Origin of the sequence: Cryobacterium sp. SO1 (assembly GCF_004210215.2) — a bacterium.
Classification (GTDB): domain Bacteria; phylum Actinomycetota; class Actinomycetes; order Actinomycetales; family Microbacteriaceae; genus Cryobacterium.
The window spans coordinates 4,049,904-4,068,634 of record NZ_CP067394.1; the positions used below are offsets into that span (position 1 = coordinate 4,049,904).

Genomic DNA, 18,731 nt, shown 5'->3' on the forward strand with positions numbered 1-18,731 from the left:
TGCGCGTGCGTTAAAAAGGAGTAGCGGCGGCTCCTATCGGAAACCGCCGCTACTTTCAGTGAAACGAGACTACTTGGCGGCTACAACCTGAAGGTTGATGGTCGCGCTGACCTCGTCGCGCAGACGAACCGTCGCAGTGTGCTCACCGGTCGCCTTGATCGGGCTGAGCTCGATCTTGCGCTTGTCGATGGCACCGAGACCGGCAGCGGCAACCGCTTCGGCCACGTCTGCGGTCTTGACGGAGCCGAACAGGCGTCCGCCGGCGCCGGCCTTGACGACCAGCTTGACCTTGGTGTTCTCAAGGGTGACCTTGAGAGCCTGGGCCTCTTCGAGGGTGGCGTGCTCGCGGGCTACGCGGGCGGCCTTGATCTGCTCGATCTGCTTTTCGCCACCGCGGGTCCACGCAACAGCGAAGCCCTGGGGGAGAAGGTAGTTGCGAGCGAACCCGTTCTTGACATCAACGATGTCACCGGGGGTGCCGAGGCCGGAGACCTCGTGCGTCAGAATCAGTTTCGACATGTGAGGGCTCCTTACCGGCCTGAGCCGGCGTAGGGCAGCAAGGCCATTTCGCGGGCGTTCTTGACGGCGCGCGCGATCAGACGCTGCTCCTGGACGGAGACGCCGGTGATGCGGCGGGCGCGAATCTTTCCACGCTCTGAGATGAACTTCCGAAGAGTGGGGACATCTTTGTAATCGATGACACCAACCCGGATCGACTTCGCGGGAGCGGCGTTCTTGCCACCCTTAGCACCGCGGAGCGGCTTGCGGCGGTCGCCGCTCGACTTTCCAGCCATGATTTCCTAACTTTCTAAAACGTGTGAGTGCAGCCGTCAACCGTGAGGTTCGGCTTAGAAGGGGGTCTCGTCGCTGAAGTTGCCCGGGGTGTTCCAAACGTCTCCGCCGCCAGTGTTGGCTGCGGGGGCGCTGGGTGCCCAGGGCTCGTCGTTACCCTGCTGCTGCGCGACGGGCGCGCCGCCGCGAGGTGCAGAGGACGACTGCGCGCGCGTGAGGGAGGCGGTGGCGTAGCGCAGCGAAGGACCAATTTCGTCGATCTCGAGCTCCATGCTCGTGCGCTTTTCACCTTCCTTGGTCTCATAGGAACGCTGCTTGAGACGCCCGGAAGCGATGACACGGGAACCCTTGGTCAGTGAACCGGCCACGTGCTCGGCGAATTCACGCCAAACGCTCGCGCGCAGGAACAGTGCCTCGCCATCTTTCCACTCACTCGTGGCGCGATCGAAATTGCGCGGAGTAGAGGCAATGGTGAAGTTGGCTACCGCCAGCCCGTTCTGCGTGTAACGCAGTTCCGGATCGCTGGTGAGGTTGCCCACCACGGTGATTACGGTCTCGCCGGCCATGGGCTACTTGTCGCTTGCCTTGTCGGCGTCTGCCTCGGCAGGAGCGTCCACGGCGACCGGAGCTGCCGGGGCAGCGGCAGGCTTCGCGGATGCGGCGACCTTGGCAGCGGGAGCTGCGGCAGGGGCGTCGGCCTTGACCGGAGCAGCAGCAGCCTTCGGGTTGGCTGCCTTGCGGGCGGCCTTCTCGGCGGCAAGCTTGCTTGCGACGGCAACCTGGGCGATGCCCTCTTCTGCGCGAAGCACCTTGGTGCGCATGACGGCTTCCGACAGCTTCAGCTGACGGTCGAGCTCGGCAGTTGCTGCGGCGTTTGCGGTGAAGTCGACGACGGCATAGATGCCCTCGGCCTTCTTGTTGATCTCGTATGCGAGACGGCGGCGACCCCAAACATCAACCTTGTCAATGGTTCCGCCATCGTTGCGAACAACGTTGAGGAACTTGTCAAGGCTGGGAGCTACGGTGCGCTCATCGATCTCGGGATCGAGGATAACCATCAATTCGTACTGGTGCATGACTAACCCACCTCCTTCGGACTAAAACGGCTGCAGTATTTCTGCAACAGGAGGGTTGTGCATGTGTTGAACGTGGAGGCCGGGATCCGGCACACAGACAACCTGCCAAGACTACCGGAACCGCGGCCGTATCGCCACCATCCCTTCCGATGCCCTCCGCACCGGAAACTCGTTGCGAGTTGCCCTCCTGCGGACCAGCTGCTCCGGTAGACCGGGGCAGCTCGTCCGTTTGCGGGCAGGTCGCGGTGCGCACCCGCCTGGGCGCCGTCATTGCTCTGGCCGCAGTCCGGCATTGACGAGCAACGCTCGAAGGCGCTCGGGTCGGAGAGCGTCCGCCCACAGCCAGCGGGCCATTCCCCGGCCGGGAGCGCGCAACCGGTCTTCCCGACGTTTCTCCGCCCAGACGACCTCGTCGATCGTGCGCCCGCCCATGAATTCGCCCCTGGTGTACTTGATCTCCCCGTCGAACTCACCGAGAAGAGGCATCCGTTTCACGTGGAACCTTCTCTTCCACCGAAAGTCCACCTGGTCTTCCCCGAAGGCGTGGGGGTATGCCACCTGTAGGTCGGGCATCGGCATGGCGGCGAGGAAGACGCCCGTGCGGCTGAGGGACTCCCCCACCGATCCCGACCGCGCGTCGGCGAAGGCCAGGGACTGGCGAGCACGGCGCGTGCCCCGCGCTGAACCCAGCCGAAGGACGCGGTCCAGCACCTCGTCGCGCGTGATGGCAGGCAACTGCGCATCTCCGGGCCGCGCGAACCGCTCCTGCAGTCCGGCATCCAGGCTGATCACCGCGGACCGGAAGGGCTGGCTGCGAGCAAGGTCCACCAGGGTGCGGAGCCTCGTCGTCACCAGCAAGCCGTCAATCTCGGTGACATCGTCATCCGGCAGCGGGTCGTGATGCCAGACGATCGCGTTCTTCGAACTGCGCGTCTGCCCGCTGCCTCCCTGCAGATGCACCTCGGACGGCCACTGCCCGAGGATCGGCAGACCCCAGACCCGAGCCGCCGACAGATGACTCGCCACCGGGCGGGACTGCCTGGACAGCACTGCCGCGTGGATCCGCAGCAGGTAGCGGGCATCCGCGTCAGCGCTCGACCAGATGCTCTGCGGCACGTAGATTCCGCGCCGCAGGCGCTCGGAGCCACCGTTCTCGCGGTCGCGGCGGATGGCGCGCCCATCGTGGCCGAGCTGATCGCGAGTGAGCTGAAGCTGAGGCAGCCGGGAAGACAGGTTATCCATGCGGCCAAGCGTCAGCCGAGGGACCCGGTGGGGCCCGACCACCACCGAGGCGGTGCCCAACGAGAGGCCGTCGCTGCCTGTGGAGGACGGGCGCCAGCCCGCGAGTTGCCCTGCTGCGGACGAGTTGCCCTGCTGCGGTGGGGCAGCTCGTCCGCAGGTGGGATACTCGGCGAAGTGGTCCCGGGCGGTGCGGGTGCGACGCGGGGTCAGGCGGTGCGGGTCGCCCACCAGGACTGCAGGCGGCGGGTGGCTTCCTCGGCGCCGAGCGGGCCGTCATCGAGGCGTTGCTCGAGGAGGTACCGGTAGGCCTCGCCCACCTCACGGCCCGGGGTCAGCCCCAGGATCGTCATGATTTGTTCGCCGTCGAGGTCCGGACGAACCGAGTCCATCTCCTCCTGGGCCGCGAGCTCGCCGATGCGCTCCTCGAGGTCGTCGTAGGCGAAGCCCAGACGGTCGGCTTTGCGTCGGTTGCGCGTGGTGACGTCCGCGCGAGTGAGGATGTGCAGCCGCTCGAGCTGGTCGCCGGCGTCACGCACGTACCGCCGGACGGCGGAGTCGGTCCAGGCCCCCTCGGTGTACCCGAAGAACCGCAGGTGCAGCTCCACCAGCTTGCCGACAGCGGCGATCGTGTCGTTGTCGAACCGCAGTGCCCGCAGGCGCTTCTTGGCCAGCTTGGCCCCGACCACATCGTGGTGGTAGAAACTCACCACCCCGCCGGACTCGAGCCGCCGCGTGGCCGGCTTGCCGATGTCGTGCATGAGCGCTGCCAGGCGCACCACGAGGTCGGGTTCGGTGAGGTTCTTGCGGCTATGCTCATAGCCGATCGCCTGGTCGAGCACGGTCAGGGTGTGCTGATACACGTCCTTGTGATGGTGGTGCTCGTCGATCTCCAGCCGCAGCGCCGGAATCTCCGGCAGCACGATGGCGGCCAGTCCCGACTCGACCAGCAATTCGACGCCGGCCCGCGGGTTGGCCGCGCGCAGCAGTTTGCCGAGCTCGTCGCCGACCCGTTCGGCGGAGATGATGTTGATACTCCCGGCCATGGCGGACATGGCGATGGCGGTGTCGATGTCGAGGGTGAAGCCCAGCTGGGCGGTAAACCGGGCGGCCCGCATCATCCGCAGCGGATCGTCACCGAAGGAGATCTCGGGTGCGGTGGGGGTGCGCAGAACCCCGTTGAGCAGGTCGTCGATGCCGTTGGACGGGTCGACGAGAGTGATCTGCGGCAACCGCAGGGCGAGCGCGTTCACCGTGAAATCGCGCCGGAGCAGGTCGTCGTCCAGGCTGCTGCCGAAGACCACATCCGGGCGACGGGTCTGGCCGTCGTAGGAGTCGGCCCGGTAGGTGGTGATCTCGACCTTCTCACCCGCAATCTGGGCGCCGATCGTGCCGAAGGCCCGCCCGATATCCCAGTGCGCCTCGGCAATCGGCTTGACGATACTGAGGATCTGATCCGGGGTGGCGTTGGTAGTGAAGTCGAGGTCATTGGTGACGCGATCCAGGAACGCGTCCCGGACCGGACCGCCGACGAGGGCCAGTTCAAAACCGGCCTCGGCGAATGAGTTCGCCAGACGGGACACCGTGGGGGACGCAGCCAGGTCGCCCAGTCTTGCGAGGGCTGACGTGACGCTCTGCATGCCCCAATGGTAGTTGCTCGCCCGCTGTGCCCGCGCGCCGCCCAGCCAGCGCGGAGGGTTCTCCCCCAGGTACGCCGTAGAATCCCGTACATGCTGGCCGATCACAATCACGCGCGTCGGCCTGCGCTCCCCGGAACCAGACGTCGCATCGTGGCCGCACTACTGTGCGCCTTTCTACTACTCTGGCCGGCGCTGGCCACGGCAAATCCGGCAACCGCCGCAACCGCCGCGGCGGTCGGCCCTGCCGTCGCGGCCACCATCGACGACACCGTGGCGCTGCATGTGACACCGAGCAACTCCTCCGCCCTGCGCCTCAACGAGGATCTCGAGCTTTCAGTGACCATCACCAACGACTCGGCCAGCGCGGTGTCCGCCGGGAACGTCGACGTCTACCTCGCGGAGCGCGCACTGACCAGTTCGACGGCCCTGGACAGCTGGCTCACCCCCGACGAGGACGACGCCGCCGGCGACCTGATGACCAGCGTCCCACTCACCGCTCCGGTGCAGCCGCACAGCACCGTCACCATCGCCATCACGGTACCAAGCGCCGCGCTGGGTCTCTTCGAGTGGAGTCCGTGGGGACCGCGCGGCATCGCGGCATCCCTCAGCTCCGATGGTTCGGTGCGCGCATCAGGCCAGTCCACCTTCGTCTGGTATCCGGATGCCTCGGTCGTGCAGCCTCCCGTGGTCACTCCGGTCAACCTCGCGGTGGCAATGCCCATCACCACCCCGCGAACAGCACCGGCCTCATCAGCGCCGAGGACCTTGTCGCTTACACGGCCGATTCCGGAATCCTCACCCGTCAGCTGGACGGGGTGGTCAACCGGCCGGTAGCCATCGCGATCGACCCCATGATCATCGCGTCCATCCGGGTCCTCGGCACCAGCGCCCCGGAATCCGCGCTGGCGTGGCTGAACCGGCTGACTCTGGCGGAGAATGACATATTCCCACTCGGGTATGCGGATTCTGACCCGTCCCTGGCCGTTCAGGCCGGTTCGGCGAGCCCGCTGGCGCCGACCTCGCTAGCCTTCGCGATGGACCCGGCCCTGTTCGTCCCGACGGCGCCCAGCACGGCCGCCGAGCCCGGCGAGAGCGCCGCCGACCCGAATATTCCCGCACCGACATCTACGGAGGGCGCGCCACAGCCCGGGCAGCCCGAGGACGGCAGCACAGCCCCGACCCTCGAGCAGATACTCGCCTGGGACTACACCGCGACGACCATCGCGTGGCCCGCCGACAACGCCGTCGCCCAGTCCGACTTGGCCGCATTCGCGGCCGCTGGTCTCACCACCACGATTCTTCAGTCGGGGAATGTGGCACAGGACGACGCCGAGGCCACCACCAACACGGCGCTTGAACTGGGCTCCAATGAGCTCGGGCTTGTCGCGGATTCCGGTGTTTCGGAGGCGATGCGCAAGGCCGTCATGGCCACCACCGACGACACCTGGCGCGGATACATGGCCGAACTGTCGTCACAGATCGCGGTCGTGGCATCCGCGAACCCCGGCCAGGCCCGCACCCTTCTCGCTACCTTCGATCGCGGTTGGCCGCCGACCGCGCCGCGACTGGCGCAAACCATCGACGGCCTGGCGGCCCTTCCCTGGTACGCGGCGACCACGCTCACCGCGGCCGCCGCGACCCCGGTCGCGACCGAGGCCGCCGACGTCACCTTCGTGCCGCAAGCCGAACCGACCGGCAGCGTCGACCTGGCGAACCGACTGCTCGACCGAGAAGCCGAGGTCGTCGCCTTCTCCGGATCCCTCGCCGAGCCGGCGGCCGTCACCGCACCGTACCGACTCGCCCTGCTGGCCCTGTTGGGGACGTCCTGGCAGAGCACCCCCGACGAGTGGCGCACCGCCGTGGGTGACACCCTGACGAGCTCACACGAGGTTCTGCGCTCGGTGACCGTGAGCACCAAGGGACCGATCAACGTCGTCGGAAGCAAGGTCGACATCCCCGTCACCTTGAACAACGCCCTCGGCCAGGCCGTCTCCGTGCGGGTGCAGGTCCTTCCGTCCAACGGTCGCCTGGTGGTGGGTAATGACGTCGAAGCCGTCATCGACGCGGATTCAGCCAGGACAGTCTCGATCCCCGTGACCGCTGCGGTCGGCAACGGCGCAGTCAGCCTGCGAGTGATGCTTTACACCCCCACCGGCGCGGAGGTGGGCCAGCCCTCCTTGATCTCGGTCAACGTTCGCGCGGATTGGGAAGGCATCGGATCCCGCATCTTCGCTGCGCTGGTCGTGTTGTTCTTCGGCTTCGGAGTGTGGCGCAATATCGTGCACCGCCGCCGGGACCGGGCAGGAGCCGCCGCCGAGGCCGATCCCACAGCAGACCTGGACTCCGGTGCCGACGCCGCAGCGGTCACGTCGGCCGGCTCAGCTCCGACCCGCCTCACCACCGCGCCGCCCGATGACCGTCCCACCGGCCCGGCCGCCACTCCCCCGGCGTCTGACGACAGCCTGCCCCCGGCACCCCGTGGCTAGTCAGGGCGGCATCGGCCGCGCCAGCGCGATTCTGGCATCCGGAACCATGGTTTCCCGCCTGCTCGGGTTTCTCAAGGTCATCGTCCTCGCCAACATCGTCGGCCAGATCGGAAACGTACCCGACGCGTTCACCGTCGCCAACCAACTGCCCAATACCGTCTATACGATCGTGGCCGGCGGAGTGCTCACCGCGGTGCTGGTGCCGCAGATCGTGCGTGCGAGCCTGCACGACGACGGCGGCACCGCCTACATCAACAAGCTCGTCACCCTGGCCCTGAGCATCCTCGCGCTCACAACCCTGGCCGCGACTCTGCTCGCCCCGCTGATCACCCGGTTCATCGGCCTGGGCTTCTCCCCCGACCAGCTTGCCCTTGCCGTGGGGTTCGCCTACTGGTGCCTGCCGCAGATCTTCTTCTACGGTCTCTACACGGTGCTGGGCGAAGTGCTCAACGCCCGCAAGTCCTTCGGCCCGTTCACCTGGGTCCCCGTGATCAACAACGTCATCTCCATCGGCGGACTCCTGCTCTTCGGTCTGCTGTTCGGCGTCGACCCGAACGGCCTGCGCCCGCCGGCCGATTTCACGCCGGGCATGACCGCCCTGCTGGCCGGCAGCGCCACCCTCGGCGTCGTGCTGCAGGGTTGTGTGCTCTATTTCTTCTGGCGCCGGATCGGCCTGCGCTACCGGCCCGACTTCGCCTTCAGGGGTGTCGGCCTAGGTGCAGCCGGCAAGATGGCCAGCTGGACGTTCGGCATGCTCATCCTGACCACCGTCGCCGGCATCGTCGAAACGCAGGTGGTGACCCTCGCCTCTGGAGAGGGCGCCTCGTCCACGGTCATGAGCACGGCCTGGCTGATCTTCATGCTGCCGCACTCGATCATCACGGTGTCGGTGGCCACCGCGTATTTCACCCGGATGAGCGAGCACTCCTCCCGCGACGACACCGACAAGCTCCGCACGGATGCCTCCTCCGCCATCCGCGGGACCACCCTGCTGATCGTGCTCGCCAGCGCGGTCGTCATGGTCTGCGCCTACCCGTTCGCCAGGGTCTTCGGTGAGGCCGGATTCGCGCAGGTGCAAGCAATCGGAAACGTGATCATCGCCTTCCTGCTGGGCCTGGTGGCATTCTGTGTGCTCTTCGTCGTTCAGCGCACGTTCTATGCCCTCGGCGACACGCGCACCCCGTTCTTCTTCACCCTGTTCCAGGTCGTCCTCGTCATCACGGGTGTGCTCGGTTGCGCTTTGCTTCCGCCCGAGTGGATCGCGTTCGGCATCGCCCTCGTCGTCACCGTCTCAGGGACCCTCCAGGCGATCCTGGCCGCCTGGTTGCTGCGCAAGCGGCTCGGCGGCATCGACGGGCGTCGCATCCTGCGCAGCCTGGTGAAGTACTTCGTCGCCGTCCTCATCCCCGTGGCCGCGGGCGTGGGCGTCCTGGTCGCGCTGGGCGGCACCACTGACGGTGGCTTCGCGGTATCGGCCGTGGCCCCGGCGATCCTGTCCATGATCCTGATCGGCACGGTGATGGCCGCGTTGTACTTCGCCCTGCTGCTCCTGATGCGCAGCAGCGAACTGCAGGCCTTCCTGGCCCCGCTGAAGGCCCGCCTTCGGCGCTAACCGCCCCTCCCGTCCAGTGGCGGCCGGCTAACCGCTTGCTGAACGGCGGCTGTGCACACCGGCCCAGGGCCGGACGGGGCGGAATAGCATCCGATTAGGATGTGTTGTACCCGAATGTGAGGCGCCGAAGGGCGTCTCTCCCACTGATTTCAAGGAGTCTACGCGTGCGCCAGATCATCATCATCGGTTCGGGACCTGCCGGGTTCACGGCCGCCATCTATGCCGCGCGCGCCAACATGAAGCCGCTCCTGATTGCCAGCTCGGTCGAGGCCGGCGGCGAACTGATGAATACCACAGACGTGGAGAACTTCCCGGGCTTCGCCGATGGCATCCAGGGACCTGATCTGATGGCCAAGATGCAGGAGCAGGCCGAGAAGTTCGGCACCGAGGTCGTCTACGACGACGTCACCAAGCTCGAGTTCGGCGACACCGTCAAGTCAGTGACACTGGGCAACGGCGAGAAGCACGAGGCCCTCTCGGTGATCTTCGCCACCGGCTCCGCCTACCGCAAGCTCGGCATCCACGACGAAGAGCGCCTGAGTGGCCGGGGCGTGTCCTGGTGCGCGACCTGCGACGGATTCTTTTTCAAGGAGAAGATCATCGCCGTCGTCGGTGGTGGCGACTCCGCCATGGAAGAGGCCACCTTCCTGACCCGGTTCGCGAGCAAGGTCTACATCATCCACCGTAAGGACACCCTGCGCGCCTCAAAGATCATGCAGGAGCGCGCGTTGTCGCACCCGAAGATCGAATTCGTCTGGAACACCGAGGTCATCGGCATCGACGGAGAGGAGGCCGTCGAGGGGCTGCGCCTGCGCGACACCGTCACGGGCACCGAGACCAGCCTCCCGGTCGGCGGCCTGTTCGTTGCCATCGGCAACGACCCGCGCACGCATCTGGTGCACAACCTGCTCGATCTCACCAGCGAGGGCACCATCGCCGTAGCCGGACGGTCCTCCAAGACCAGCCAGGCGGGCGTGTTCGCCGCCGGAGACGTCATCGACCCCACCTACCGCCAGGCCGTCACCGCGGCCGCCAGCGGCACCGTGGCGGCCTTGGACGCTGAACACTACCTGGCCACCCTTCCCGAGGATCTGCTGGCTGCTGCCGGCGACCCCGAATTTGCAAGCGTCACCAACTAAGGAGCACCACATGTCAGCACGCGCCGTCACCGACGCCACCTTCGAGTCGGAAGTCATCAACAACGAGAAGACCGTCCTGGTGGACTTCTGGGCCGAGTGGTGTGGCCCGTGTCGCGCCGTCAGCCCGATCCTCGACCAGATCGCCGCAGAGAACTCCGACAAGATCGACATCGTCAAGCTGAATGTCGACGACCACCCGGCCCTGGCCGCGAAGTACATGATCACCTCCATCCCCGCGATGAAGGTGTTCCAGAAGGGCGAGGTCGTCAAGACCGTCATCGGCGCCAAGCCGAAGCCCGCACTCGAAGCCGACCTGGCCGCCTACCTCAAGTAGCCGCCGGAAGGTTCCGACCGAACCCCACACCCGCCCGGCAACCGCCGGGCGGGTGTTTTCGCATATCCGGGGCAATGCGTACACTGCGGAACGCACCCCATACGATTGAGGCCTCACCAGAACGGACATGACGTGACAGCGATAGGCACTCCCCAGGCCGGTAACAACCTCGACCCGTGGTACCACCACTACGCCGAGCGAGCCGCCGCCCTGCGGGCCTCCGAGGTGCGCGCCCTGTTCGCTGTCGCCTCACGCCCCGAGGTCGTCTCCCTTGCCGGTGGGATGCCCTACGTTGCGGCCCTGCCGCAGGACCTTGTGATCAACGCCATGGACAGCGTCATGCGCAAACAGGGCCCCGTGGCCCTGCAATATGGCTCTGGTCAGGGAGTTCCCCTATTCCGGGAGCAGATCCTCGAGGTCATGGCCCTGGAGGGCATCCGAGCCAATGCTGACGACGTGGTCGTCACCACCGGCTCCCAGCACGCCCTGGAACTGGTGAGCAAGCTCTTCCTCGACCCGGGCGACGTCGTGATCTCTGAGGGTCCGAGCTACGTCACCGCCATGGTGATCTTCAAGTCCTACCAAGCGGATGTCGATCATGTGCCGATGGACGAGCACGGCATGATCCCGGAGGCGCTCCGGGAGCACATCGCCCGCCTCAAAACCGACGGTCGCAAAATCAAGTTCCTCTACACGATTCCGAGCTTTCACAACCCGGCCGGCGTGACCCTCAGCTGGGCTCGGCGCCTGGAAATCCTGGAGATCGCCAGGGCCAACGAGATCCTGGTCCTCGAAGACAACCCGTACGGACTGTTGTACTTCGACCAGAAGGCGCCGGATGCGATGCGCTCCGTCGAACGGGACGGCGTTGTGTACCTGGGCACCTTCTCGAAGACCCTCGCCCCCGGCTTCCGGGTGGGCTGGGCGCTGGCGCCGCACGCCATTCGGGAGAAGCTGGTCTTGGCCAACGAAGCGGCCGTCCTCTCCCCCAGCTCCTTCAGTCAGCTGGTCATCTCCGAGTACCTCTCCACCGCGGATTGGAAGGGCCAGATCAACACCTTCCGAGGCGTCTATCGGGAACGCAAGAACGCCATGCTCTCGGCGTTGACGGAGTACCTGCCCGAGCTCACCTGGACCAACCCCAACGGCGGGTTCTACGTCTGGCTCAACCTGCCCGACACCCTGGACTCCAAGGCCATGCTTCCCCGCGCCGTCAAGGAACTCGTGGCGTACACCCCGGGCACCGCCTTCTTCGCCGACGGACAGGGGCGCCAGAACATCCGGCTCTCGTTCTGCTATCCGACGCCGGACCACATCCGTCTGGGCATTCGCCGCCTCGCCACCGTGATCCGTGACGAGCTCGAGCTGCTCGACACCTTCGCCGGCACTGGTTCGCTGTATCCCGCCCATGACGGACGACGCTTCGGCGCCCCGCCGCCAGACATCAACTGACCCCGCGTTTCTCTCCGGCTCGAGCTAAGGAAAACCCCAGATCATGAGCGAATCAGAGTTTCTTGACATTGTGGTGCTCGCGGGTGGAATCTCGCACGAGCGCGACGTCTCCATGCGCAGCGGACGCCGCGTCGCCGACGAGTTGACCGGGCTCGGCCACACCGTGACGGTGCTCGACCCCCAGGCCGGGCTCCTCACCGAGTTGGCCACGCGCCGGCCCGACGTCATCTGGCCCGTGCTGCACGGCGCGACCGGCGAGGACGGCGCCCTGCTCTCCTTGCTCGAAACGACCGGGATCCCGCACGTGGGCCCGCGCGGCACCGCCGCCGGCCTGGCCTGGTCGAAGCCCACGGCCAAGGAGCTCGTGCGTCGTGCGGGCTTCGCCACGCCGGCGTGGATCGCCCTCTCACGCGAGACCTTTCGCGACCTGGGCGCGGCCAGCGTGCTCGAGCACCTGGTGCGCGCGCTTGGCATTCCGCTCGTCGTTAAGCCCGCGCAGGGCGGGTCCGCCCAGGGTGTGACGATCGTCGAAACCCCTGCAGGTCTCCCCCGTGCCATGGTGGATGCCTACACCTATGACGAAACGGCCCTCGTTGAGACCAAGGTCGAGGGCACCGAGCTCGCCGTGACGGTCATCGACACCGGGGCCGGGCCCGTCGCTCTCCCCGCGGTCGAGATCGTTCCCGTGAGTGGCGTGTTCAGCTTCGACGCCCGCTACAACGCCGGGGAGACCCTGTTCTTCACGCCAGCGCGCATCGCACCGGAGGTGGCTCAGAGGATCGCCGACACGGCCGTCGCCATCCATACCCTGCTTGGTCTGGCACAACTCTCCCGCATCGACCTGATCGTGGATGCCGAGTGTGTTGCCTGGTTCCTCGAGGCCAACGTGCTGCCCGGCCTGACGGAAACCTCCCTCGCCCCGCAGTCCATCGAAGCCTCCGGCGAATCCCTCGGCACCGTCTACGCTGCACTGGCGCGCGCCGCGTTCACCGACCAGAGGTAGCGTTCGGCCATGTTTCACGTGAAACATGGCGTCGGGAGGGCCAATGTGACGGCCACTCTCGCGATCCGGCACAACCCTGCATGCCCAAATATCGGGAGAGTGGCGTACAGCGAACCGAAAATAGCCTGTTTTGAGTGGTTTTGCCACGTCTTGTCGGTCATCTGTCCCGCTGCTTGTCGCCGCCGGCCAGTGTTTCACGTGAAACATCCCGCCTGCCGATCACACAGCCGCTCCTTGATTTCGACAGGCTCAATCAGCGGGGTCGTGCGGGCACGCCTGGAGGTGCACCCACGTCGGTCGGGCTTGTGGAAACTTACATGGGGCTGACATCGAGGCGCTCAATCAGCGGAGGGGGTCCAGCATCTCCGCGCAAGCTGCCCATACGTTGGTCGAGCCCGTCGAGACCAGCACGTAACCTGATTTCGACGAGCTCAATCAGCGGACGAGCCCCACACGCTGGTCGATATTAACAAGACTCACTGAATGACCTGATCTTGACACGCCCGGTCAAAAGCGTGGCTGCGCGGAACCGCAATGTTTCACGTGAAACACTGGGCTTCAGTTGGCTCCGAAGCCCGGCTCGCCGAGCACGCCGAGGATTCGATTCAGATCACCGATTGTGGCGAAATCTACCGTGATCTGCCCTTTTCTTGCGCCTAGGCTGATCTTTACGCGAGTATCCAAGCGATCGCCGAGGTGTTCGGCGATCTCATTGAGGTGTCCCTGGCGCTTACCGGCTGCCGGCTTGACGACCGCCGTCTTGGGTCCGGCGGCAGCGGCGGCCTCGGCCGCACGCACCGACAGATCCTCGTTCACGATCTTGTCGGCGAGGTGAAGCATGCCCTCGTAGTCCCCCACCGACAGCACCGCGCGAGCGTGGCCGGCAGACAGCACTCCGGCCGCAACTCGAAGCTGCACGGCCTCCGGTAGCTTCAGCAGGCGCAGGGTATTGGTTATCTGAGGGCGGGACCGGCCGATGCGACTGGCCAGCTCCTCCTGGGTGATCCCGAAGTCGCTCAACAGTTGCTGATACGCGGATGCCTCTTCGAGCGGGTTCAGCTGGGCACGATGCAGGTTCTCCAGCAGCGCATCCCGCAGCATGTCGATGTCGGCGGTATCCCGAACGATTGCCGGAATGCTGTCGAGGCCGACTTCCTTGGTCGCCCGCAGACGCCGCTCCCCCATGACCAGTTCGTACTTACCGGGCTGTTCGGCGAGGGGACGAACCACGATGGGCTGCAGCACACCGACTTCCCGGATGCTGTGCACCAGCTCGGCCAGGTCGTCCTCATCGAACACGCTGCGGGGCTGAACGGCATTCGGAACGATGTCGGCAGGATTCAGATGGGCGAGGCGCGCACCGGGAACCGGAAGCAACTCCAGCGCATCGTCGGCCGCCGGCGCCACAGCGATCTCCGCCGCTGTGGAATGCGCCCCGCCGACCACCGGCGAAGCGCCGGCGGTACCCTCGGCATGCGGCACCTCGTTGTACGGGAAGAACACGTCGACTGGCCGAGCCTGCGACGGGTTGTCCTGAACTGGAATCAGCGAGCCGATACCGCGACCGAGCCCTGTACGTTTCGCCATTACTGGGTATCTCCTGTTCGTGGAACGCCCCGACGGGCGATTTCGGCCGCTGCTTCGAGGTAGGAGAGCGATCCTGCGGAGTTCAGGTCGTAGCTGATGACGCTCTGACCGTAGCTGGGCGCCTCAGAGACCCGCACAGAGCGTGGAATCAGCGTATCCAGCACCTGCTTTGGGAAGTGATCGCGCACATCCTGTGCCACCTGGTTGGCCAGATTGGTGCGGCTGTCGTACATTGTGAGCAGGATGGTCGAAACCACCAGCTCGGGATTGAGATGCTTCTCGATCAGCTCGATGTTCTTGAGCAGTTGACTGAGCCCCTCGAGCGCGTAGTACTCGCACTGGATCGGGATGAGAACCTCACGCGCAGCGACGAAGGCGTTGATGGTGAGCAGCCCGAGCGACGGTGGGCAGTCAATGAAGACGTAATCGTACGGGTCCGCCATTTCTTTGATGTGCAGATCAAGCGCCCGGCGCAGGCGTTGCTCGCGAGCGACCAGGGAAACCAGTTCGATCTCGGCCCCGGCCAGGTGGATAGTGGCCGGCACGCAATACAGGGCACCGAACTCCGGGCTCTTCTGCACCACATCCACCATCGGGAGATCGTTGATGATGACGTCATAAACGCTCGAGGTTTCGGCGCGGTGCTCCACGCCGAGGGCGGTGGACGCATTGCCCTGGGGGTCGAGGTCGATCACCAGCACCCGCGCGCCCTGACGCGCCAATGCCGCGGCCAGGTTGACGGCGGTGGTGGTCTTGCCCACCCCGCCCTTCTGGTTGGAGATGGTGATCACACGGGTGCTGTCCGGTTTGGGCAGGCGTTCCGCTGCGATCACCTGGCGGCGGCGGGTTAGATCTGAGATCTCCCGCGCCAGCGGGGTGCTGTTGTCGACGCCGGAACCGGTGGAGCCGGCCTGCTGGTCTTCACCAGGATGTTTCACGTGAAACCTTTGCGTTCGACGGTTGATGAGCCACCCGTGAGGGCGTCCGGTACTGTCCTCTCGAACCGAGCGGATGCTGCCGGGGGTTAGTCCACTGTAGCCCTTATGACCCGAGTGACGTCCTCGAGCACGCCCTCGCCGAGGGTGAGAACTTCCACATTGCGCAGGTGGAACCGCGCGATGGGCTTGGCCGCGTTGGTGATCTCCCCCGCAGCGCCCGCGCCCTTCATCAGTACGAGTTCCCCGCCGGGGCGAAGCAGCGGTGCGGTCAGCGGGATGAGGGTCTTGAATGCGCTTACAGCGCGCGCGGTGACCTGGTCCAGCGGGGTGTCCAACCGGATGTCTTCGGCGCGGGCTCGCAACACCCGCGTGTTGGTCAGGCCCAGCGCGGCGACCTGCCCGGTGAGCCAGGCTACCCTGCGCTCCATCGGCTCGATCAGCACGAAGGACACATCGGGCCGCGCGATTGCCAGCACCAGGCCGGGCAGGCCGGCACCCGATCCGACGTCGCCGACCAGGCCGGGCCTCAGAAGCGGCGCCACGACAGCGCAGTTGAGGATGTGCCGGCTCCACAGCCGGGGAAGTTCCAGCGGGCCGATCAGCCCAAGCTCCTCCCCCTGCTCGGCGAGGTGCCGGCTGAACTCTCTGGCGACCTCGATGCGGTCGCCGAAAAGGGCGACGGCTACCGCCGGTTCAGCCTCGAGGGTCTCAGTCATACGGGGCGTGGTTACGCTGCCGTGATGACGGTATGCCGGTCGCGGCCCTCGCCCAGGGACTCGGACACGTAGCCGCGCTCCGAGACGATGTCGTGCACGAGCTTGCGCTCGTAGGACGACATCGGGGGGAGGGAAGCCTCCGTTGCGCCGCCTTCGATGCGCTCGATGGCGTGGCCGACGAGGTGGGTCAGTTCAGCCTGACGCGCCTCGCGGGATCCGCCGATGTCGAGGATCAGCCGGGAGAACGATCCGGTCTTGTTCTGCACGGCCAGACGGGTGAGCTCCTGAAGGGCGTTCACGGTGTCGGGCTTGGACAGCAAACGCAGGTTCTCCGGCTCGGACGAGTTCACCGAAAGGTACGCCCGACCGTTCCGGGCGTCGATGTCGATGTCGCCGTCCAGGTCGCAGATGTCGAGGAATTCCTCGATGTAGTCGGCGGCGATGTCGCCTTCCTGCTCCAGCTGGCCGATGGTGGGCGCAGCGTCGGACGCGGCATCCGCATTGATCACGTCGGTGTTCTCAGTCACGTTGTCCATCCCTCTTACTTCTTGGGGCCGGTCTGCTTCTTGGCACGGTTCTTACCAACAGGCTGCTGACGCTGGGCCGGCTTCTTGGGCTCATCGACAACGATGATGTCGCCATCGGTTGCGATGAGCTTGCCCTTGCGGGCGAGCCGCTCTTCGCGGGCCTTGGCGGCCTCGCTGCCGGGCGTGGGCATGTTGCGGATAACGAGGAACTGCTGGGCCATGGTCCAGATGTTCGAGGTGAGCCAGTAGAACATGACGCCGAGCGGGAAGGCCACACCGGAGAAGGCGAAGACCAGCGGCAGCAGGTACAACATGATCTTCTGCTGGCGGAACATGGGGCTCGCCTTGGTCTCCGGCGACATGTTCTTGGAGACGATCTGCAGCTGAGTGATGAACTGCGAGGCGGTCATCAGGACGACCATGGTGGCCGCGATGATCATGACGGAGAGGTTGAAGTCCGCTCCGCCGGTCCACAACGCCCACTGTTGGGCGAAGGTGTCGTGCAGGGGCGCGACGCCGAACAGGTTGGCGTTTCCGAAGCTCGTCGCCAGGGCCTGGTTGAGCGGGCCGACACCGGCGTTGGAGCGCTGGGCGTCGTTCAGCACCGAGAAGAGGGCGAAGAAGATCGGCATCTGCAGCAGCAGGGGCAGGCAGGAGGCGAGCGGGTTGGTCCCGGTGCGCTTGTACAGCTCCATGGTCTCGCGGGACATGGCCTCGCGGGAGAACTGGTCCTTCTTGCCCTTGTACTTGTCCTGGATCTTCTTGAGCTGCGGCGCCACCTCGAGCATCTTGCGCTGGCTCTTGATCTGCCGGACGAAGATGGGGATCAGCGCCGCACGAACCACGAGGACCAGGCCGACGATGGACAGCACCCAGGTGAGGCCGTCGTTGTAGCCCATGCCCAGGTTCGAGAACAGCCAGTGGAAGGCGACGAGCAGAAGCTCAACGGCCCATTTCAGCGGCCAGAGGATAGTACCTATGAGGTCCATACGTGCGGGTCAGCCCTTTCCGTGGCTAAAGGAACTACAAATCCAAACGACGTCACGGTATAGCGACGGTGTCGTTTCAGGGGAACATCATCGATTCCGCCCTCAGCCCAAGGATGACAACGCGAAACCCGGCGCGCGGCGAAAAAGGAGCCGACGATCAGGCCATATTCTTGAACGGCGCCAAGGGCGTACGCCGAACACGACGGGTAGTACCGGCAGACATCGCCGTACAACGGTGAGACTACTGCGCGATAGACGCGAAGCAACATCACCCCGAGGTTCCGGGGGAGCAACCACAGCGTGACTATCGCCCTGTTCATCGTGCGCGCTGCCCCTTGATCAGGGCGTTCGACAGCTCGGCCACAAGATCGGGCCAACTGGCGTGCACCGATGTGGGCAGTGCGCGAAAAACGATCTCCGTCCCGGCTGGAACGCCAGGAAGGAGATCGAAGCTTGCTGCTTTCATTCGACGCCGCACGCGGTTGCGCACTACCGCGCCGCCAACGTTCTTGGCGACGATGAACCCGAACCGCACCGGAGTGGGTTCTGGGTTGCGGCGCAGATACGCCACCGTGTGCGGGCCGACGACCCGTACACCTCGTCGAACGACAGCTTTATAGTCGCTCCCGCTCGTGATGCGATTGGCGTGAGCGAGCACGGGAGGTCTTACGCGGAGAGTTCGGTGCGACCCTTGCGACGACGAGCACCGAGGATGGCGCGTCCGGCGCGGGTGCGCATGCGAAGACGGAAACCGTGCACCTTCGCGCGACGACGGTTGTTCGGCTGGAACGTTCTCTTGCTCATTGTTCAATCTCCACGTATTGGATCTCCGCAGGCCTAAACGAGCGGCCGGGAAAGAGTGAGGTAGCCCACGGGCTGGGGTCAACTGATTAAATCTACGGCTTCGCTCGCCCGCGGTCAAACTGACGAGGCCCAAAGTCTCGATTCTGCCCATTGAATTCCCATTTCCGGTACAGACACGCTGGCATTCTGCAAGCTAATTTGGCCTGACCGCCGGTCATTGACTACCGTGAGGACAAGTTATCCACAGGTTGTGGGTAAACCCTGGGAATCCAGTCGTTATTTGCCCACAGGCGGTGGATAACGTTGTGGATGAATCGCCCGACGGGCCATCCTGTGTGCACAAAATGGATGACCGCGCCGCGCGGACCGGTGGATGAGAAAAAGAATGTGGGGAACC

Annotated in this window: 20 protein-coding genes and 1 pseudogene; 7 read left to right on the forward strand and 14 right to left on the reverse strand. The window is 65.5% G+C overall.

The window, feature by feature from the left end:
• Positions 1–69: 69 nt before the first annotated feature.
• From rplI to BJQ95_RS19330, 6 genes and pseudogenes are all read right to left on the reverse strand, one after another.
• Entirely contained in the window at positions 70–519 is a 450-nt protein-coding gene (rplI, locus tag BJQ95_RS19305; protein ID WP_130177646.1) for a 50S ribosomal protein L9, read from the reverse strand.
• An 11-nt stretch (positions 520–530) separates the two neighbouring features.
• Complete coding sequence (gene rpsR / locus BJQ95_RS19310; protein ID WP_035835236.1) at positions 531–794, reverse strand: 30S ribosomal protein S18; 264 nt, start codon at positions 792–794, stop codon at positions 531–533.
• Positions 795–848: 54 nt separating this feature from the next.
• Positions 849–1,358: a single-stranded DNA-binding protein gene (locus BJQ95_RS19315; RefSeq protein ID WP_088457765.1), complete on the reverse strand. Its 510-nt coding sequence runs from the start codon at positions 1,356–1,358 to the stop codon at positions 849–851.
• 141 nt (positions 1,359–1,499) lie between these two features.
• Positions 1,500–1,868: pseudogene (gene rpsF / locus BJQ95_RS19320) on the reverse strand (30S ribosomal protein S6); the annotation flags it as partial.
• A gap of 267 nt (positions 1,869–2,135) precedes the next feature.
• Positions 2,136–3,110, reverse strand: coding sequence for a hypothetical protein (locus BJQ95_RS19325; protein WP_130177648.1), 975 nt, complete (start codon positions 3,108–3,110; stop codon positions 2,136–2,138).
• 206 nt (positions 3,111–3,316) lie between these two features.
• Positions 3,317–4,747 carry a CCA tRNA nucleotidyltransferase gene (locus BJQ95_RS19330; protein WP_130177649.1) on the reverse strand — a complete coding sequence of 477 codons (1,431 nt, stop codon included), beginning with the start codon at positions 4,745–4,747 and terminating at the stop codon, positions 3,317–3,319.
• Between the two features lie 150 nt (positions 4,748–4,897).
• Between BJQ95_RS19330 and BJQ95_RS19335 the strand changes: the two genes are divergently transcribed.
• The 7 genes from BJQ95_RS19335 (at position 4,898) to BJQ95_RS19365 (ending at position 12,773) form a co-directional block, all read left to right on the forward strand.
• Complete coding sequence (locus BJQ95_RS19335) at positions 4,898–5,581, forward strand: DUF6049 family protein (RefSeq protein ID WP_256041472.1); 684 nt, start codon at positions 4,898–4,900, stop codon at positions 5,579–5,581.
• Between the two features lie 17 nt (positions 5,582–5,598).
• Positions 5,599–7,233, forward strand: a complete 1,635-nt coding sequence (locus BJQ95_RS19340; RefSeq protein WP_256041473.1) for a DUF6049 family protein — start codon at positions 5,599–5,601, stop codon at positions 7,231–7,233.
• Positions 7,226–8,845: a murein biosynthesis integral membrane protein MurJ gene (murJ, locus tag BJQ95_RS19345; RefSeq protein ID WP_240694732.1), complete on the forward strand. Its 1,620-nt coding sequence runs from the start codon at positions 7,226–7,228 to the stop codon at positions 8,843–8,845. The genes BJQ95_RS19340 and murJ overlap by 8 nt, the downstream gene beginning before the upstream one ends.
• Before the next feature lie 164 nt (positions 8,846–9,009).
• Positions 9,010–9,984: a thioredoxin-disulfide reductase gene (gene trxB, locus BJQ95_RS19350; RefSeq protein ID WP_130177652.1), complete on the forward strand. Its 975-nt coding sequence runs from the start codon at positions 9,010–9,012 to the stop codon at positions 9,982–9,984.
• A gap of 10 nt (positions 9,985–9,994) precedes the next feature.
• Positions 9,995–10,318: a thioredoxin gene (gene trxA, locus BJQ95_RS19355; protein WP_130177653.1), complete on the forward strand. Its 324-nt coding sequence runs from the start codon at positions 9,995–9,997 to the stop codon at positions 10,316–10,318.
• 132 nt (positions 10,319–10,450) lie between these two features.
• On the forward strand, positions 10,451–11,770 hold the full coding sequence (locus BJQ95_RS19360) for a PLP-dependent aminotransferase family protein (protein WP_130177654.1): 1,320 nt from the start codon (positions 10,451–10,453) through the stop codon (positions 11,768–11,770).
• 43 nt (positions 11,771–11,813) lie between these two features.
• Positions 11,814–12,773, forward strand: coding sequence for an ATP-grasp domain-containing protein (locus tag BJQ95_RS19365; RefSeq protein WP_130177655.1), 960 nt, complete (start codon positions 11,814–11,816; stop codon positions 12,771–12,773).
• A gap of 558 nt (positions 12,774–13,331) precedes the next feature.
• On the opposite strand, the gene BJQ95_RS19370 is transcribed toward BJQ95_RS19365, so the two are convergent.
• The 8 genes from BJQ95_RS19370 to rpmH form a co-directional block, all read right to left on the reverse strand.
• Positions 13,332–14,360, reverse strand: a complete 1,029-nt coding sequence (locus BJQ95_RS19370) for a ParB/RepB/Spo0J family partition protein (protein WP_130177656.1) — start codon at positions 14,358–14,360, stop codon at positions 13,332–13,334.
• Positions 14,360–15,298 (reverse strand): ParA family protein, encoded by a 939-nt coding sequence (locus BJQ95_RS19375; RefSeq protein ID WP_130177657.1) that lies wholly within the window; start codon positions 15,296–15,298, stop codon positions 14,360–14,362. The genes BJQ95_RS19370 and BJQ95_RS19375 overlap by 1 nt, the downstream gene beginning before the upstream one ends.
• An 86-nt stretch (positions 15,299–15,384) precedes the next feature.
• Complete coding sequence (gene rsmG, locus BJQ95_RS19380) at positions 15,385–16,014, reverse strand: 16S rRNA (guanine(527)-N(7))-methyltransferase RsmG (protein WP_130177658.1); 630 nt, start codon at positions 16,012–16,014, stop codon at positions 15,385–15,387.
• An 11-nt stretch (positions 16,015–16,025) separates the two neighbouring features.
• The gene (locus tag BJQ95_RS19385) at positions 16,026–16,550 is read right to left on the reverse strand and encodes a R3H domain-containing nucleic acid-binding protein (RefSeq protein ID WP_130177659.1); all 525 of its coding nucleotides are present in this window, start codon (positions 16,548–16,550) and stop codon (positions 16,026–16,028) included.
• A gap of 5 nt (positions 16,551–16,555) precedes the next feature.
• Positions 16,556–17,530: a membrane protein insertase YidC gene (gene yidC, locus BJQ95_RS19390; protein WP_130177660.1), complete on the reverse strand. Its 975-nt coding sequence runs from the start codon at positions 17,528–17,530 to the stop codon at positions 16,556–16,558.
• Positions 17,518–17,850, reverse strand: coding sequence for a membrane protein insertion efficiency factor YidD (gene yidD, locus BJQ95_RS19395; RefSeq protein WP_130177661.1), 333 nt, complete (start codon positions 17,848–17,850; stop codon positions 17,518–17,520). The genes yidC and yidD overlap by 13 nt, the downstream gene beginning before the upstream one ends.
• Positions 17,847–18,188 (reverse strand): ribonuclease P protein component, encoded by a 342-nt coding sequence (gene rnpA / locus BJQ95_RS19400; RefSeq protein ID WP_130177662.1) that lies wholly within the window; start codon positions 18,186–18,188, stop codon positions 17,847–17,849. Before rnpA ends, yidD begins: the two co-directional genes overlap by 4 nt.
• An 8-nt stretch (positions 18,189–18,196) precedes the next feature.
• On the reverse strand, positions 18,197–18,334 hold the full coding sequence (rpmH, locus tag BJQ95_RS19405) for a 50S ribosomal protein L34 (RefSeq protein ID WP_010204566.1): 138 nt from the start codon (positions 18,332–18,334) through the stop codon (positions 18,197–18,199).
• Positions 18,335–18,731 lie beyond the last annotated feature (397 nt).

Coding starts and splice junctions, on each gene's coding strand:
- rpmH (WP_010204566.1), bottom strand. CDS start 18,334: ATGAGCAAGAGAACGTTCCAGCCGAACAACCGTCGTCGCGCGAAGGTG.
- BJQ95_RS19370 (WP_130177656.1), bottom strand. CDS start 14,360: ATGGCGAAACGTACAGGGCTCGGTCGCGGTATCGGCTCGCTGATTCCA.
- BJQ95_RS19325 (WP_130177648.1), bottom strand. CDS start 3,110: ATGGATAACCTGTCTTCCCGGCTGCCTCAGCTTCAGCTCACTCGCGAT.
- rplI (WP_130177646.1), bottom strand. CDS start 519: ATGTCGAAACTGATTCTGACGCACGAGGTCTCCGGCCTCGGCACCCCC.
- BJQ95_RS19315 (WP_088457765.1), bottom strand. CDS start 1,358: ATGGCCGGCGAGACCGTAATCACCGTGGTGGGCAACCTCACCAGCGAT.
- BJQ95_RS19385 (WP_130177659.1), bottom strand. CDS start 16,550: ATGGACAACGTGACTGAGAACACCGACGTGATCAATGCGGATGCCGCG.
- rsmG (WP_130177658.1), bottom strand. CDS start 16,014: ATGACTGAGACCCTCGAGGCTGAACCGGCGGTAGCCGTCGCCCTTTTC.
- BJQ95_RS19365 (WP_130177655.1), top strand. CDS start 11,814: ATGAGCGAATCAGAGTTTCTTGACATTGTGGTGCTCGCGGGTGGAATC.
- yidD (WP_130177661.1), bottom strand. CDS start 17,850: ATGAACAGGGCGATAGTCACGCTGTGGTTGCTCCCCCGGAACCTCGGG.
- BJQ95_RS19330 (WP_130177649.1), bottom strand. CDS start 4,747: ATGCAGAGCGTCACGTCAGCCCTCGCAAGACTGGGCGACCTGGCTGCG.
- yidC (WP_130177660.1), bottom strand. CDS start 17,530: ATGGACCTCATAGGTACTATCCTCTGGCCGCTGAAATGGGCCGTTGAG.
- trxA (WP_130177653.1), top strand. CDS start 9,995: ATGTCAGCACGCGCCGTCACCGACGCCACCTTCGAGTCGGAAGTCATC.
- rpsR (WP_035835236.1), bottom strand. CDS start 794: ATGGCTGGAAAGTCGAGCGGCGACCGCCGCAAGCCGCTCCGCGGTGCT.
- BJQ95_RS19340 (WP_256041473.1), top strand. CDS start 5,599: ATGATCATCGCGTCCATCCGGGTCCTCGGCACCAGCGCCCCGGAATCC.